Annotated in this window: 15 protein-coding genes and 1 riboswitch; of the genes, 13 read left to right on the forward strand and 2 right to left on the reverse strand. The window is 53.8% G+C overall.

What is annotated here, in order from left to right; genetic code table 11:
* Nucleotides 1-42: 42 nt before the first annotated feature.
* Nucleotides 43-1854 (forward strand): APC family permease, encoded by a 1812-nt coding sequence (locus ACTID9_RS10535; RefSeq protein WP_441071206.1) that lies wholly within the window; start codon nt 43-45, stop codon nt 1852-1854.
* 64 nt (nt 1855-1918) lie between these two features.
* Here the strand turns inward: ACTID9_RS10535 and proS are convergent, their stop codons facing one another.
* Nucleotides 1919-3385: a proline--tRNA ligase gene (proS, locus tag ACTID9_RS10540; RefSeq protein ID WP_441071207.1), complete on the reverse strand. Its 1467-nt coding sequence runs from the start codon at nt 3383-3385 to the stop codon at nt 1919-1921.
* Nucleotides 3386-3842: 457 nt separating this feature from the next.
* Between proS and ACTID9_RS10545 the strand changes: the two genes are divergently transcribed.
* The 3 genes from ACTID9_RS10545 to ACTID9_RS10555 all read left to right on the forward strand — a co-directional run bounded on the left by ACTID9_RS10545 (nt 3843) and on the right by ACTID9_RS10555 (nt 5719).
* Complete coding sequence (locus tag ACTID9_RS10545; protein WP_441071208.1) at nt 3843-4586, forward strand: ABC transporter transmembrane domain-containing protein; 744 nt, start codon at nt 3843-3845, stop codon at nt 4584-4586.
* Nucleotides 4583-5101, forward strand: coding sequence for an ABC transporter transmembrane domain-containing protein (locus ACTID9_RS10550; protein WP_441071209.1), 519 nt, complete (start codon nt 4583-4585; stop codon nt 5099-5101). Before ACTID9_RS10545 ends, ACTID9_RS10550 begins: the two co-directional genes overlap by 4 nt.
* A 159-nt stretch (nt 5102-5260) precedes the next feature.
* Nucleotides 5261-5719, forward strand: a complete 459-nt coding sequence (locus tag ACTID9_RS10555) for an SAM-dependent methyltransferase (protein WP_441071210.1) — start codon at nt 5261-5263, stop codon at nt 5717-5719.
* An 87-nt stretch (nt 5720-5806) separates the two neighbouring features.
* Here the strand turns inward: ACTID9_RS10555 and ACTID9_RS10560 are convergent, their stop codons facing one another.
* Nucleotides 5807-6427, reverse strand: a complete 621-nt coding sequence (locus tag ACTID9_RS10560; RefSeq protein ID WP_441071211.1) for a 3D domain-containing protein — start codon at nt 6425-6427, stop codon at nt 5807-5809.
* Nucleotides 6428-6433: 6 nt separating this feature from the next.
* A riboswitch (cyclic di-AMP (ydaO/yuaA leader) is annotated at nt 6434-6588 on the reverse strand.
* 312 nt (nt 6589-6900) lie between these two features.
* Here ACTID9_RS10560 and ACTID9_RS10565 point away from each other — a divergent pair.
* The 9 genes from ACTID9_RS10565 to ACTID9_RS10605 all read left to right on the forward strand — a co-directional run bounded on the left by ACTID9_RS10565 (nt 6901) and on the right by ACTID9_RS10605 (nt 15017).
* On the forward strand, nt 6901-7110 hold the full coding sequence (locus ACTID9_RS10565) for a hypothetical protein (protein WP_441071212.1): 210 nt from the start codon (nt 6901-6903) through the stop codon (nt 7108-7110).
* Nucleotides 7111-7371: 261 nt separating this feature from the next.
* The gene (locus ACTID9_RS10570; RefSeq protein ID WP_441071213.1) at nt 7372-8010 is read left to right on the forward strand and encodes a TrkA C-terminal domain-containing protein; all 639 of its coding nucleotides are present in this window, start codon (nt 7372-7374) and stop codon (nt 8008-8010) included.
* Between the two features lie 232 nt (nt 8011-8242).
* Complete coding sequence (locus ACTID9_RS10575; RefSeq protein ID WP_441071214.1) at nt 8243-9013, forward strand: 4-hydroxy-tetrahydrodipicolinate reductase; 771 nt, start codon at nt 8243-8245, stop codon at nt 9011-9013.
* Between the two features lie 238 nt (nt 9014-9251).
* The gene (locus tag ACTID9_RS10580; protein WP_441071215.1) at nt 9252-10022 is read left to right on the forward strand and encodes a GntR family transcriptional regulator; all 771 of its coding nucleotides are present in this window, start codon (nt 9252-9254) and stop codon (nt 10020-10022) included.
* Nucleotides 10019-10543, forward strand: coding sequence for an ECF transporter S component (locus ACTID9_RS10585; protein ID WP_441071216.1), 525 nt, complete (start codon nt 10019-10021; stop codon nt 10541-10543). The genes ACTID9_RS10580 and ACTID9_RS10585 overlap by 4 nt, the downstream gene beginning before the upstream one ends.
* Nucleotides 10544-10596: 53 nt before the next feature.
* Complete coding sequence (locus tag ACTID9_RS10590) at nt 10597-11385, forward strand: AIR synthase related protein (protein WP_441071217.1); 789 nt, start codon at nt 10597-10599, stop codon at nt 11383-11385.
* 40 nt (nt 11386-11425) lie between these two features.
* Nucleotides 11426-13192, forward strand: coding sequence for an ABC transporter ATP-binding protein (locus ACTID9_RS10595; RefSeq protein ID WP_441071218.1), 1767 nt, complete (start codon nt 11426-11428; stop codon nt 13190-13192).
* Entirely contained in the window at nt 13185-13991 is an 807-nt protein-coding gene (locus tag ACTID9_RS10600; RefSeq protein WP_441071219.1) for an energy-coupling factor transporter transmembrane component T family protein, read from the forward strand. The genes ACTID9_RS10595 and ACTID9_RS10600 overlap by 8 nt, the downstream gene beginning before the upstream one ends.
* A 36-nt stretch (nt 13992-14027) precedes the next feature.
* Complete coding sequence (locus tag ACTID9_RS10605) at nt 14028-15017, forward strand: ADP-ribosylglycohydrolase family protein (protein ID WP_441071220.1); 990 nt, start codon at nt 14028-14030, stop codon at nt 15015-15017.
* The last annotated feature ends 89 nt before the right edge of the window (nt 15018-15106 follow it).

The raw sequence follows: 15106 nt of genomic DNA on the forward strand, positions 1-15106 counted from the left end.
GATCGGGGCATTTCTGCAAATGCAGGGGAGGCTTGTACGCTCATGAAACTAAAACGATTGCTGATCGGACGCCCGATGAAATCCCATGAGTTAGCGGAGGAAAAGCTGACGAAGCTGAAGGCGTTGGCGGTGCTGTCTTCCGATGCGCTTTCCTCGGTCGCATATGGAACGGAACAAATTTTGCTCGTCCTGGTGACTGCGGGGGCGGCTGCGCTCTGGTACTCTTTGCCGATTTCGCTTGCGGTGCTCGGCCTTTTGACGATCTTGATCCTCTCCTATCGGCAGACCATCTACTCCTACCCGACGGGGGGAGGGGCATATATCGTCGCCAAAGATAATTTGGGTGTACCGTTTGGCTTGGTGGCGGGCGGCTCCCTTTTGGTCGATTATATTTTGACCGTCGCCGTCAGCTCGTCGGCAGGAACGGATGCGATCACGTCCGCTTTTCCTTCCTTACACGGCCATCGGGTCTTCATCTCGCTGTTCATGATCATCGTCATTACGCTGCTCAATTTGCGCGGTATCACCGAGTCGGCGTCCATCTTGATGTATCCGGTCTATTTGTTCGTTTTGGCCATTTTTCTGCTGATCATTGGCGGGGCGGTGCAATATTTGGCCGGAAATATTCATGCGACTCCGCCTGCCGTCGGTACCGTCGTCTCCGGCATGTCGCTGTTTTTGCTGCTGAAGGCGTTCAGCTCCGGGTGCTCCGCGTTGACCGGGGTCGAGGCGGTATCCAACGCGATCCCCAATTTCATGGCGCCAGCCGAAAAAAATGCCGCCAAAACGCTGGTGATGATGGGGATCATCCTGGGTGCGATGTTTATCGGGATCAGCTTGCTCGCTTACGGGTTCGGCATCGCGCCCAAACCGGATGAAACCGTCGTGTCGCAAATCGCCTCGGCGACGTATGGACGCGGCATCATTTATTACTTCATCCAGGCGGTGACGGCTCTGATCCTGTATTTGGCCGCGAATACTGCGTTTGCAGCTTTTCCGCTCCTGGCATTCATGCTGGCGAGCGACCGCTTCATGCCTAACATGTTTATGGTCCGGGGCGATCGGCTTGGCTTTTCCAACGGGATCATCGTGCTTGGCATCCTGTCGGGGCTGCTTATCATCGCATCAAAAGGCGAGACGGAGAGCCTGATTCCGCTGTATGCCGTTGGGGTGTTCATTCCCTTTACGCTTTCGCAAGCCGGCATGATGAAACGATGGATTGTCAAAAAGCCATCCGGGTGGCTGATACCGTTTTTGATCAATACGGTCGGGATGCTGACCACCTTGACGATCACGCTCATTTTTTTGATCACCAAGTTCGCCCAGGTGTGGATGATCTTTTTGTTCCTGCCTGCGGTCATTTTCATCTTCCAGAAGATCAATCAGCATTATCGCGCTTTGGCCGACGAATTGCGCCTCGATGTGGATCATGAGAAGCCGAGCAAAAAAGGCAGTGTCATCGTCATCCCGGTCGGGGGCATCACACAGGTGGTGCGCAATACGATCAGCTATGCCCAGTCGCTGTCCGATAACATCATCGCGGTCTATGTCGGGTTTGACGACGAATCGGTGCACCGGATGGAGAAGCGCTGGGACGAATGGAATCCGGGCGTCCGCCTGATTGTGCTGCGCTCGCATTACCGCAGCATCGTCAAGCCGTTGACCAAGTTCATCGAAACGGTGGAATGGAAAACGGCGGAAACCGATCACGTCACCATCATGATCCCGTATTTCGTCACGCGCCACTGGTGGCAAAACCTGCTGCACAACCAGACAAGCCTGCTTTTGCGCGCGTATTTGTTCGCTAAAGAGAACGTGAAGATCGCGATGGTGCCGTATTATTTGAAGAAGTGAATGGGGGCGAAAAAAAGGGAGGCACATCGCGCGCCTCCTTTTTTGCCTTTCATGATCAAAAAAATCAATACGCCCGGGCAAACCAGACGGTCTGTTTCGCCGCCTGCCCGCAGCATATGCACGTTTCTTTCGCGGTCGGCGGCTCAAACGGAATGTTGCGCGACGTGAATTTGGTTTCTTCCTTCACGTTCGCCTCGCACTCATTCGTGCCGCACCAGCCTGCCAGCACCCATCCGGTCGGCTGCCCCTCTTGCTCGGTTCGGCTGATCAGCTCTTTTAGCTGATCGAGCGAATCGACATTCAGATGCGAATGGGCGTCGCGGTACGCCAGCGCTTTTTGGAACATGTTGTTTTGGATGTCGACGAGCAACTGCTTGATCGTCTCCACCGCCTGATCCAGCGCCACTGTGATTTTTTCACCGGTATCACGTCGGGCCAGAATGACCTGGTTGTTGTCGACGTCGCGCGGACCGAGTTCAAGTCGGATCGGCACCCCGCGCATCTCCCATTCATTGAACTTCCAGCCCGGCGTTTCTTCCCGCAGGTCGGTTTTGACGCGGACGCCTGCCTGTTTGATCGCGTCGAACAACGGATCGAACGTCTCCATGACTTTGGCCTGCAGCTTGGCCGGACCGACTGGAATCATGACCAGCTGAATCGGTGCGACGCGCGGCGGCAGCGCAAGGCCGCGATCGTCCCCGTGCACCATGATCAGCGAGCCGATCAGACGGGTCGAGGAGCCCCAAGAGGTGGTATGCACGTATTTGAACTGGTTGTCGCGGTCGAGGAACTTGATCTCGAACCCGCGAGAAAAGTTTTCGCCCAAGTAATGGGACGTGCCCGCCTGAACCGCCTTGCCGTCTTTCATCATCGCCTCGATGGAATACGTATCGACCGCTCCGGCAAATCGCTCGCTCGGCGTCTTCTGCCCCTTCCAGACCGGGATCGCGAGCACTTCCTCGACAACCTCACGATAAATCTCCAGCATCTGCATCGTTTCCTGGCGCGCTTCCTCTTCGGTCGCATGGGCGGTGTGCCCTTCCTGCCAAAGGAACTCGGACGTACGCAAAAACGGCATGGTCCGTTTTTCCCAGCGGAAGACGTTCGCCCATTGGTTGATCAGCACAGGCAAGTCCCGGTAGCTTTGAATCCACTGGCTGTACATGTGGCCGATGATCGTCTCGGATGTCGGACGCAGCGCCAGTTTTTCCTCCAGCGGTTCGCCGCCGGCTTCTGTCACCCACGGCAGCTCAGGATTGAAGCCTTCGATATGCTCCTTTTCTTTTTGGAAAAACGACTCGGGAATCAGCATCGGGAAATAGGCGTTCCGGTGGCCCGTTTCCTTGAAGCGTTTGTCCATCGCGTCCTGGATGTGCTCCCACAGCTCGAAGCCGTCCGGCTTGAACACGATGCAGCCGCGAACCGGCGTGTAGTCCATCAGGTCTGCCTTGCGAATCGTATCCAAATACCAGCGTGAAAAGTCTTCCGACTGCGGCGTAATATGCCGTGCCTGTCCTTTTTGCTCTGCCACTGTACATTCACTCCCTTTTCAAATAAAAAATCCCCGTCCCCAAAAAAGGGACGAGGACGAATAACCCGCGGTACCACCCTGATTGACTGCATGCGCACATGCAATCCGCTCATAAGAACCCTGATAACGGCAGGGCACCCGTCACGGCTCATCGCCGGCGGTTCCAGGATGGGGAGCAGACCATCTGCGTATCGATCTTCCAGACAAGGATCGACTCTCTGAGCCACAGTGCAGATCTGCAGGTCCTTTCATAACCGATTTACCAAAAAAAGTTTTTCTTGAGATAAGAGTGTAGCAGGCAGAAATGGGCTTGTCAATTTTTGCTTGCGGAGGAGGGGGATTGACGTAGAAACGTTAAATTATGGTAAAATTATAACTTGTCTGTCAAGCGAAGTTGTGATGAGTGTGGGAGGAGGACGAAAGTGTGAAGGAATCACATGAAACCGACAGGGTGAACATGAAGCAATACATGTGGGCGTTATCGTTCATGCGGCCTTACAAAAACGGGGTGCTCTTGCTTTGCGCATGTGGCTTCATCGCAGCGATATGCGAGCTTTTGATTCCGAAATTTGTTCAACATTTTCTCGATGTTACCGATCCGGCAAAAGATCACAGGGAATTTGTCATCGGAATTTTCTTGATTCTTCTGGTGTTAGCTTTCAAATTCGGGGCCAGTTCAGGAAAAGAAATTTCGCAACGGATGCTCCAGGAAAATACGGCGCGTGATTTGCAGCTTGCTATTTTTCAGCAGTTGCGACGCCTCGGATTCTCCTATTATGAAAACACGTCAGCCGGTGCTATTTTGACCCTGCTGAATACAGAGGTTTCCGCGCTTCAGAAATTATACCGCCAATACTTCCCGGAATTATTGCAAAACACGATTTTTACGTGCATCTCGTTTATGCTGATGTTTTCCTTGAGCTTCTCGCTGACGCTCATGTTCCTTCCCTGTTTTCTCCTTTACTACTTGGTTGGGCCTTATTTTGAAAAAAAAGCCTCATGGACAGCGCAAAAGTTAGCGAATAGCCAAATGGAGTTTGGTCAAAAAGCGTATGAAAGCATATCCGCGCTAACAGAATTGCGCGCCTCTTTTTCGCAAATGTGGGATTCGCAACGCGTATTGCATGTAACAGATCGGGTCAACCAATTTTTTGTGCTGCGCTACTCGTCAGCATTGTCATTGGAGCGGCAAGTCCTTTGATTTTTGTCGGTGTAACGGTCTTCAGCATTCTCCTTGTGAAAATGGGACGAACATTCGGGGGCAAACAAAAAAAGATGGCGGCGCAAATCCAGCAGGACAAGACGGCGGTCGTCATTTGTCTGGAAGAAGGGGTGGCATCGACCCGGGAAGTCGTGGCCTATCACGGGGAAGCGTGGGAGCACCAAAAGTATTTGAACGTGTTCGGACGCTATTACCAGAGCGTTATGGCGGAAGGGAAAATGATGGTGAAGCAGCTCCTAACAAAAGATCCCATCACGTGGGGAAGTTATCTGACGGCGCTTGCCATCGGCGGCTACCAAGTTTTGCAGGGAGACTTGTCGGTCGGTTTCTTTGTTGTCATTTACCAATTAACGTCGGAGTTGATGATCGGGATTGAGAAAGCGTACAAGTTTTCCGTTGAGGTTGCAGGAAAAATGGCGTTCGTCGAGCGAGTGCGAAATTTTCGTCATTTACGTCATGGACGGCGGACGAGTCGCGGAGCGTGGAACATATGAAGAACTGCTGCTGACCAATCGTGTATACAAAGAATTGGTGGAAGCGGAAGCAGCGCGTTACAAAAACAGAACGGAAATCGCAGAGATTGAAACTGCGTAGAGGAAAAACTTGCTAAAATAGCAGAGGAAGTGGAAGACAAGCAAGGGAGAGGAAGTCTCATGATCGAAATCAAACCGGTCGCGTATGTCCGCAACACCCGTACAGCCGTAGAGGATGACCACTGGGGTGCCGTGCAATCGGAAATCACGCTCGCCGACCATTTGCAGGAATCGTCGCTTGCAGGCATTGAGGAATTCTCACACATCGAGGTGCTTTTCTATTTCGATCAGGTAGAGGATGAAAAGATTCAATACGAGGCGCGCCATCCGCGGAACAATCCGGCTTATCCCAAAGTCGGGATCTTTGCACAGCGGGGAAAAAACCGGCCGAACAAGTTGGGAATTACGGTGGCCAAGCTTGTCGGACGCAACGGACGGAGCCTGACAGTGACAGGGCTGGACGCGATCGATGGGACGCCCGTCATCGACATCAAGCCGGTGATGAAGGAGTTTTTGCCGAGGAGCGAGGTCAAACAGCCAGCCTGGTCGGTCGATCTGATGTCCGCCTATTGGGAGTAGAAAACCCGGCTCCGCCAAACGTTTTTGCGGAGCCGCGGTTGTACGAAAAAAATCCGCTCCTTCATAGGGGCGGATTTCGTTCCTGCATTATTTCAGGACATAGAGTTGAACATTTTGCATTCCGAAGTTGCTGGCATCCGTACCAGGTACGAAAATGTCTACGCGGTTCCCTTTGATGGCTCCGCCGATGTCAGTCGCACGGCAGATCATGCCGGTTGCAGGCAAAGAACCATATTTGTAGCCTTTCACGTACACGGTAGATCCAAGCGGGATCACGGACGGATCGACTGCAATGGTGCCAACCTTGAGCGGATTGCCGAGGTAATCAAGCCCGGCCCACTTGCCGTTTTCAGAAGGTGAAGCGGTATAGGCAGTGGCAACGACACTCAATTGCCGAGTGAAGGCATGCTCCTTGCCGTTTGCGGCTTTCACGACCTTTTCCATTGCGGGAGCAGGGACGGAAGCGGCTTTGACGGCAGGTTGGATCGGCAGTTGGACGTCTTGTCCCACTTGCAGGTTCAGCGGGTCAACGCCCTTGTTTGCCTCGAGCACCGATTGCAGCGGAATGTCATGCTGCTTGGCGATGCTTTCAAACGTGTCGTTCTCTTTGACCTGATAAGTCGCGGCAAATGCCTGTGCCGACATGCCCATCAGAAAAAGACTCATCGTGACCGACACGAGTGAACGTAGGGAAAGCAATTTTTTCAAAACAAATTCGCTCCTTTCGACTGCCTGCGAGGTTAGTTGTCGGATTCGGGTTGAGGAGTCAACCCTACGCGTACGCGATTCACCCCAATCGCTGTTCAGATTCCAGCGAGTTAAAGCGTCCCCCGCACTTCCGGTGTGGGAAGTTTTGGCTAGGTATGAAGGTACCACACTCTTGAATTGACCGTAAACGATCAATTGTTGGAAAATTTATGAGCGCTACCCATTAATTCCAGTGCAACGTTTCCGCGCGATGCCCGTCTTATTTCTCTGATGGTCAAAAAAAGCAGGCGCAGCAAGGCTTGACCAGCCTCCCTTTTCCTTCTTTGCGTACAACCGGTTTTGTGTTCATCGTGTTCTGTGACAGAATATGAAAAAAATGACAATTTTCCAGAAAAATGATAAAGTTGCAAAATGGGGTATGAAAAGAAGGAGAAAGGTTGTTTGAAATGACGAGTTTACCAGCGGGATTGTTCATGTTTGTACCATTATTGGTTACGCTTGCAGGCTATGTGCTGGCGATCTATTTCATCATAAGCGTACTGCGTTTCATGAAGCGCAAGATTGAGCTGGATAACCAGCGAAACCAGCTCTTATCGCGCATGCTCATTTTGTCGCTGCCGCCGGAACCTGCGGAAAAGAGCGCGGATTCCCACGGACTTGAGTCCACATCGCCGAATTCGTAGCAGCAATGCGAGCCGTGCTGCGGCACGCGTGCCTATTTTGGTGCGGGGATGTCGTTTTTTTACCCAGCCTGCATCCACACGTGAACATACCCAGCCATGGACCGGCTGGGTATTTTTCCATAATGGGTGAGGGTGGCGCCCAATGCGGTCGGCTTTCGCGGTTTCCTTTTCAAAAGAAGCTGGCTTCCGAACGGATGCATGCAGTAGAATGGAGGAAACCATCGTAAAACAGAGACTGCAGAAAGGCCGGGAGAAGAAAGCATGTCGGAGATTCCCATATATCAATCGATCGCCTTGGATATGGCTCAACGCATCGCAAGCGGAGAGATCGCCGAGGGCGCAAAAATATCAGGCCGTACCTTGCTGGCCAGCCATTATCACGTTTCGCCGGAAACCATCCGCAAAGCGATCGGCTTGCTGAAGGCGGAACAAATCGTTGAGGTGTCGCAAGGAAAAGAAGTTTCGGTTACATCGCAAAAGCTTGCGAGCGAGTATTTGAACAAATATCAGTATATGAAATCCGTGTCATCGTACCGGGAGGAGCTGGAGCTGTTGCTGCAGGAAAAGCGCGAGCTGGACCGGAAGCTGGAGGAGGTCGTATCCAGCCTGATCCACTTTTCCGACCGGCTGCGCAACCTGGCGCCGTTCCATCCGGTCGAGGTGACCATTCCGCCGGGGGCGCATGTCATCGGCAAAAGCATTGCAGACATCAAGCTGTGGCAGCATACACAAGCGACGCTGATCGCGCTGCGCCGCGGCTCCGAACTGACGATTTCCCCAGGCTCGCACGTGATCCTGCGCGTGCAGGACGGTTTGATCCTGGTCGGAGATGAACAGGTCGAGGAGAGAACCATCCAGTATTTCAGCCAACTGGACAATTCGGGGGCAGCGAACAGCTGACAGATTCCAGCTACAACAAACACAATCCGCGCATGCATGATCATTGCGCGGATTTTTATTTTGGAAAAAGGCTTGAATGCGCACCGGCGTGCAACGTTTTCAAAATTTGTGCGCAAGACATGTTTTTACAAACAACTTGTTATGCTATAATGGGTTGTAAGTTAGTTCCCATGATTTGGGTACAAGTCGTCGGGAAGCGTTGAAAAATCTGATCAGGAGGTGCAGTTTGCATATGAGAATCGGACTCATGGGCTTTGGAAAAACGGGCAAAGCGGTTGCAGAAGAGCTGTTGAAGGATTCGGGTAGCAGATTGGAATGGGTGTTGAAATCGTCGACAGAACATTCCGGAAACTATGCAAGTGAGGTGCTCGGTCACGGCCCTCTTCAAGGGCTCATCCATTCCGTCCAGGAAGTAGACCTTGCGACTTTTTTCAAAAAACATCCGGTGGATGTCATGGTTGACTTTTCGTCAGCGGACTCGGTCCACTGCTATGCAAGCGCTGCACACGCAAAGGTCAGGATCGTTTCCGCCATTTCCAACTATTCCCCCTATCAGTTGGACGTGTTGAAGCATGCCAGCCGTTCGACGGCCATCCTGTATTCGCCCAACATTACGATCGGGATCAATTTTCTTCTGGAAGCGTCCAAGTTTTTGAAGACGATTATCCCGCATGCCGATATTGAGATTGTGGAAGAGCATTTTGCCGCCAAAAAAGACAGATCCGGGACGGCGGTGCGAATCGCCGACCAGCTGGGCCTAAACGAGCGTGAGCATATTCATTCCGTGCGCGTAGGCGGGATCGTCGGCAAGCACGAAATCATTTTTGGCCTGGAAAACCAGACGATTCGGCTCGTGCACGAATCGATCAGCCGCAATGCTTTTGGCCAAGGCGCGCTCTATGCCGCCAAATGGCTGTCCAACAAGACAGCAGGGCTTTATACGATGGAAGAGGTGTTGGGCATCAATGTCGGCCAGCGCCGAACCGCATTGAAATCATCGTAAACAAAAGCACACAGCAGATTCGCGTAGAAAGCAAGACCGATTGCCAGGAAGCGGGGTGATCGGTCTTTTTGCATTGGCGCTGCCAAAGGTTCTCCTGTATGATAAAGCTTTATTCGTTGTAAGCAAAAGTCGAAATATGGCGAAAAAAACAGTCGTATTTTTGCAAAATATTCCACTCGTGTAAAAAACCGTATTGTATAATTGGTCTAGACTTCTATATGTCTGGAGGATGCTCCTATTGAGCACGAAGCCATTTTTGCTGAAGCATTTTAATCCTGCATCGAAAATCCCGAAATACTTGCAAATTCGTGAGGCAATCCGCGGCCTGATCGAAAAAGGCATCGTCGTTGAGCAGCAGACGATCCCGCCTGAACGGGACTTGGCGGAATGGTTTGGGGTCAGTAGAATGACGGTGAGACAAGCGGTGGACGAGCTGGTGAGAGAAGGCTTGCTGGAAAAGCGCCTTGGCGACGGGACGTTTGTGAAGGACCAGAAGCTCGCCGGCCGGATGCATGGGGCTGGAAGCTTTTCCGACGAGATCGCGCTGAGTGGAAAGCGGACGCACAGCAAAATGCTTGGGCAGCTCGTGACGCGTCCGAGCGAGCAGATTGCCAAAAAGCTGGAGATCGAAGAAGGGGAAACGAGCGTAATTCGGATCGAACGGATCCGCTATGTCAACGAATACCCGATTTCGCACCAGGTTTCGTATCTGCCGTTTAACCTGTGCTATCCGATTTTGTCCGCCGATTTGAACGTAAGCTCGCTGTACCACCATTTGGCGCAATCCGCCGGCTTGGTGATGAAGGCAGGCAAAGAGACGATTCAGGTGATCACGGCAGACGAGATGAGCGCCGAGCTTTTGCAAATTCCTGTCGGAGAGCCGTGCTTTTTGCTGTGCCGGACGATGTATGCCGATAAGGTGAACCGTCCGGTCGAGTATGTGGAAACCATGATACGGGGTGACAAATTCATGTTTGTCAATCAAATAGATGGAAAGGGGATTGAATGATGGCACAAATGAATGTGAACCAAAAGATGCCGTCGGTCAAAAAAGGTTTTTGGACACCGCGCAGGGTCGCGCGTCTTGCGATCGTGATTGCGCTTAGCGCGGTAGGAGGTTTCATCAAAATTCCGTCGCCTACAGGGACAGTCGCGCTCGATTCTGCGCCCGGCTTTTTCGCGGCGGTCGCCTTCGGGCCGATCGACGGGGCGATTGTCGGAGGCGTCGGCCATCTGTTTACGGCTGCTACCACCGGATTTCCCATGGGCCTGCCTCTTCATTTGTTTGTCGCCTTGCAGCAGGCGGTTTGGGCCGTCCTGTTCTGGCTGGTTGCCCGCAAAGTCAACCTGTGGGTCGGCGTCATCGCCGCGGTGATTTGCAACGGGGTGATCGCTCCCGCCCTCTTTATTCCAATCGGGGGAGTCGGACTTTTTCTCAGCTTACTTCTGCCGCTTACCGTAGGTTCAGCCATCAACATTATCATCTCGGCCATCGCTTACAAGATTGTCAAAAAAAGCAACATGGTCTGACAGCAGGAGCACGCAAAAGGTCACCCCGTAGCTTTTGAGAAGAAGGTGGTTGCATGAGTATTCCATACATAGCAAAGCCGCTCGCCCATTTGCAAAAGGTGCGCGATTTGACGGTTATTGATATTAATGAAACGCAGTACATGGTCGTCGCCTGCGACTCGGACGGCGGGATCGGCACGAAGGAGCTGGATGTTGTGCAGGTGTCGGAGGAAGTGCTCGGTGCGTTTGCCGTGCGCGTTCCTTTGTTTGAGCTTATCGCGAGCGGGGCTGTGCCGATGCTTGTGGTCGACTGCCTCTGTGTCGAAATGGATGGAACCGGAGAAAAGCTGATTCGCGCGATCAAGGCGTACGCGGCGCGGGCAGGACTGCACGCAGACAATCAGTTCACCGGTAGCACGGAAGATAACGTGCCGACTCGGCAGACCGGCATCGGCATCACGGTGCTAGGCTTGGTCGACAAGGCATCTTTTTATCCGGGCAGAGCGCAAGCGGGAGACGTCGTCGTCTGCGCGGGCATTCCGAAAAGCGCGCCGCAGCATGAAGTCTGCTTGGATGATCCCGACATTCTCACGATTGAAGATTTGATCAAGCTGCGAAACCAGCCCGCCATCGGCGATATGCTGCCGGTCGGATCGAAAGGTTTGCGGTACGAGGCGAACCAGCTTGCGCGTTATGCAGGACTTTCCTTCGCCGAAACCGAAAGCGCGCGCGTAGCGCTGGATCAGTCAGGGGGACCTTCCACCTGTGTCCTGTTTGCGGCCAAGCCGGAATCGCTATCCGCGCTCGCCGCACAGATCCAGGCGCCGCTTGAGGTGATCGGAACGCTTCAATCTCGCACTTGAAGTGAAGACATGCTGCTTTCGGCCAAAAGGGGGAGACGCAATGCAGGATCAGCCAGCAGTCAAGGTGGAGCAGTTGACCTATACGTATGATAAGGCGCAGGCGCCAAGTCTGAATCAGATTCAATTGGAGATTCGCCGCGGCTCATTCATCGCCGTGATGGGGGAGACCGGTGCAGGGAAAACCTCGCTCTTGATGACGCTCAACGGGTTGATCCCCCAATTTTTGGAGGGGGAATTCCACGGAGAGGTCACGGTTGCCGGCTACTCGACGCAACAAGTTCCGGTGCAAAATTTGATCCAGGAGATTGGGCTCGTCCTGCAGGACCCTGATACGCAAATTTTTGGCCTGACGGTTTGGGAAGACGCTGCCTTTGGCCCGAGCAACCTGGGCGTACCGCTCGACGAGATTCGCAGGCGTGTGGATACCGCACTTGAGCGGGTAGGATTGGCGCATTTTCACGAGCGATCGACAGAGTTTTTGTCCGGAGGCGAAAAGCAGCGCTTGGCGGTGGCAGGGGTGCTTGCCATCGGACCTTCGATTCTGGCTTTGGATGAGCCGACATCCGAGCTTGATCCCGAAGGGAAAGACGCCATTTTTGCAATCGTCGACAGCCTGAAGCGTGAGCATGGCATGACGATACTTTTGGCCGAGCATGAATCCGAACGGGTGCTGGCGCATGCCGATGCGGTAGTCGTGCTCCAGGAAGGAAAAATCGTCTGGCGCGGCGAGCCGCAGATGCTGTTCGCTGACGAGGAGAGCGTCCGCCGTTTTCAACTGCGGCCTCCGGGTATCGCCACACTGTTCTGGGAATTGCAAAAGCAGGGCATCGGCCTCGGGGACGCTTGTCCGCGTACGGTACAGGAGATGGCAGCACGTTTGCTTGCGAACGTGCGAGTGGTCGACAGGGAGGGACAGGCGCCATTTTTGGCGGCAGCGCAGTTCGCTGAGGCTCGTGCAGGCGAGCGCCGTGATGCAGCTCCGGTTCTCTCCGTCAAAAATCTGACTCATACATATACGAATGGCCATCAGGCTTTGAAAGGCATCGACCTGGATGTGTATGCCGGTGATTATATCGCGATCATCGGGCAAAACGGGGCAGGCAAATCAACGCTCTGCAAACATTTCAACCGATTGCTCACGCCAACCGGCGGCAGCATCCTGTTTCAGGGGGAAAGCATCGCGGACAAGGATACTGCCGATTTGGCCCGCCACATCGGGTATGTCTTTCAAAACCCGGACCATCAGATTTTTTCGGCGTCCGTGCTCGAAGAAGTGATGTACGGCCTGCGGCTCCAAGGGTTTTCGGAAAGCGAGCAAAAGGAAAAGGCGATGGAAGTATTGGCGTTCGTCGGCTTGGACGCATACAGCGAACGGCACCCGTTCTCCTTGGGAAAAGGGCTGCGCCAGCGGCTTGCTGTCGCGACCATCCTGGCATTGGAACCGCAGATACTGATCATCGACGAACCGACGACCGGTCAGGACTGGCGCGGCACGCAGAGTATGCTGGAGCTGATCGGCAAGCTGCATGAGCGCGGGCATACCATCATGTTGATTACCCACAACATGCAGATCGTGACCGAGCATGCCAAACGCGTCCTGATCATGGGACAAGGGCGAATTTTGAAAGATTGCAAGCCGTGGCAGGCTTTCGAGGACCCTGCCATCTTGAAGGCAGCCAACATCAAGCCGACACAGCTTGTGCAGCTGGAAAGCGAGCTTGCCGCGATGAGCGGCATCGTTGCGCAGCCGGGCGGCGAGCGGGCTCTGGTGCAAGCGATCGTGAAGGGAATGGGAAGAGATGCTTGAGTATTTTCCAGGGAGCACGCTGATCCATCGTTTGGATGTACGGCCAAAAGTCGTAGCGTTTTGCATCTTGACGGTTTTTCTCTTCTTTTTCGTCGATCCGCTTTATAATTTGCTGTTTGCCTGTTTCGCCACCTTTTTGATGCGTTATATCCGGATTCCGGTCGAGCGGGTCCTCAAGCTGCTGAAGCCGATTTTGCCGATTATGGTCATCATCGTGATCATGTCGGGGTTTACGTATCCGGCGGGCAGCTTTGAAAACCAATGGGCCAACAAGGTGCTGTTTTACGGCTGGTTCGGGCAAAAGCTGCCGTTCGTCATGGGCGGCATGATGTTTGGCATCACCTTGATGCTGCGAATCTATTCCATGGTGCTGATCACATCGGTGCTGACGTTCACCACCCCGCTGGACCAGTTCATCCAGCTGATGCGCAAGCTTAAGTTTCCACAGCCGCTCACCTTTGTCATCGTCACCAGCATCCGGTTCATTCCGACGATGCAAAAAAAGGTGGATCAGGTGTTTGCGGCACAGCGCGCACGCGGGGCCAAATTTTCGCAAAACAACATCTTTGCGCAAATTTACAATTACTTGCCGGTGATGGTGCCGCTGATCGTCGACTCGCTCCGCATGTCCGAGCAGTTGGCGATTTCGATGCTGAACCGCGGCTATGGGGCAAGTGCGCATTGGACGGCACTGAAAGAAATGAAGATGAAGCGGATCGATTATTGGGCGATGGTGGCTTTCGGATGCTGTCTCGCGGTGCTGGTATATTTGCGCTGGAACGGCTATGGCAGCTTGTAGTACGAAAACAACAAAGCGTGTAAGGGGATGAGGCGGATGACGCTGGATCGTGTAAAAGGGGCGTTAGTAGGCGTGGCGATCGGAGACGCGATGGGGATGCCATCCGAGCTGTGGTCGAGACAGAAAGTAAAGGCGCGATTCGGGAAAATCACCGAATTTTTGCCCGGGCCCGACGATCACTTTGTCGTCAAAGGCTTTGCTGCCGGGCAGTTTACGGATGATACAGCGCAGACGCTGAAAATTTGCCAATCGATTATTCAGCGGGAAGGCGAGGTCGATCCGACGGCGGTGGCCCATGCGATTCTGGAATGGGCCGACGAGGTGAACGCATTTGCGACCCATGCGCTTGGGCCAAGCTCGCAAAAGGCGCTGCTCGCGATCAAAAACGGCGTGCCAGTCGAGCAGGCGGGTGGCAGCGGGGATACGAACGGGGCTGCCATGCGGATTGCCCCGATCGGATTGATCTGCAGGCCGGACAATATCGTGCGCCTGGTCGACGAAGTGGAGAAGGTGTGCCTTGGCACGCACAACACGAATATCGCGATCGCCGGAGCGGCGATGCTGGCGGCGGCGATCGCGGCTGCAATCGAGACGCGGGAGTGGGATTCGATTCTAGGCGCCGCATTCGCAGCGTACGATGAGGGCATGAAGCGCGGCAACGATACGTTCGGCGCTTCCTCCAAAGAACGGGTCAAATGGGCGCTTGAGCTGATCGCAAGCGAGCAGGATGAAGAGCGGCTGATGGACAAGCTGTACAACCTGATCGGTGCGGGGGTGGCGACGACAGAAGCTGTCCCGATGGCAATCGCGCTGTCGTACTATGCAAAAGGCGACTTGACAAAAGGCGTGCTGCTCGCTGCCAATCTGGGCGGAGATTGCGATACGGTCGGCGCGATGGTCGGCGGACTGTGCGGCGCTTACACAGGCTTTTCGGCCATACCGGCGGAGCATGTGCAGCGGATCGCTGACGTCAATGGCGTCGATTTGCCAGCGATTGCAGCGCAATTGTTTACGTACCGCAAGTAACATTGCAGGCAGGAAAATACCGGCAAATCGTCGAACCTTTGTGCATCCCCACTCAATCTGTGTGGGGATTTCGATGTCTGTAGGGGGGG

It is taken from the genome of Brevibacillus fluminis, from assembly GCF_052072235.1.
In the GTDB taxonomy this organism is placed as follows: domain Bacteria; phylum Bacillota; class Bacilli; order Brevibacillales; family Brevibacillaceae; genus Brevibacillus_D; species Brevibacillus_D fluminis_A.